Below are 1,024 nucleotides of genomic sequence, written 5' to 3' on the forward strand. Positions count from 1 at the left end.
TCCATGTGACGCTTGGGCTCCGCACAGTTTTGGAAACAGATACCTTCCACTCACTTGTTCGACGTTCGGGATGGCCGGCAACGTTATGAAAGTCAAAGAGATCGCTATTGGCGCCGGGGTTAACCCGGACACCGTTCGGTTTTATACCCGTGAGGGGTTGCTGAAGCCCACGCGGAACCCGGACAACAACTACCAGCAATACGATTCCGAAGACCTGCGGCGGTTACGATTTGCCCGCAAAGCCCGGCAGCTCGGGTTCTCACTGCCGGAAATACGACAGATTCTGGAGCAGGCAGATGATCATCATTCGCCCTGCCCCATGGTGCGGGACGTGTTCCAGCAGCGGCTGGTGGAAGTGGAGCGTGAGATTGCCGAGTTACAGCAACTGCGTAGTCGTATGACCGCCGCGCTGTCCGCCTGGCAGGATATGCCGGACGGCACACCGGACGGACACACGATTTGCAGGCTGATTGAACATTGGGATGAATCCCTGCCGGACGACGGTTGGAAGGAGTAAGGCTCGATGAATGAGAAAACCGATTTGAACGACGGCCAGATTCAACTGGCCGTTACCGGCGCCAACTGTGCCTCCTGCGTGAATACGATTGAGAGCGCCCTGAAGTCGGTGGACGGCATCACCGGCGCTCACATGAACCTGGCTGACCGAACTGCCACAGCAACCGGGCATGCGGACCCTCAGGCTCTGATCAGGGCGGTGGAAAGCTCCGGCTATGGAGCCAGCCAAATCGAAGACCCTGACGCGGCGGACGACCGCAAGCAGGAGGAGGATCGTAAGCAGTACAAGACCCTGCTGGTGAAGATGGCTGTCAGTCTGGGACTCGGTCTCGGCCTGATGATCTGGGGCATGGGTTTCGGCACCATGATGGTGACCAGCGAGAACCAACTGATCTGGCTGACCCTTGGCGTGGTCACCCTGGGCGTCATGACCGTCACCGGTGGTCACTTTTTCTCCGGCGCGTGGAAAGCGTTCCGGCACCACAATGCCAACATGGATACGCTGATC

General features: G+C 58.6%; 2 protein-coding genes. Both read left to right on the forward strand.

Features of this window, described 5'->3' with window-relative positions; genetic code table 11:
- Positions 1-85: 85 nt before the first annotated feature.
- Positions 86-517 (forward strand): MerR family transcriptional regulator, encoded by a 432-nt coding sequence (locus tag B3M52_RS08655; protein ID WP_036212011.1) that lies wholly within the window; start codon positions 86-88, stop codon positions 515-517.
- A 6-nt stretch (positions 518-523) separates the two neighbouring features.
- A partial coding sequence (locus tag B3M52_RS08660) for a cation transporter (RefSeq protein WP_286749408.1) occupies positions 524-1,024 on the forward strand: 501 nt, incomplete at its 3' end.

Origin of the sequence: Marinobacter sp. UBA2688, assembly GCF_002352785.1 — a bacterium.
Lineage (GTDB): Bacteria > Pseudomonadota > Gammaproteobacteria > Pseudomonadales > Oleiphilaceae > Marinobacter > Marinobacter salarius.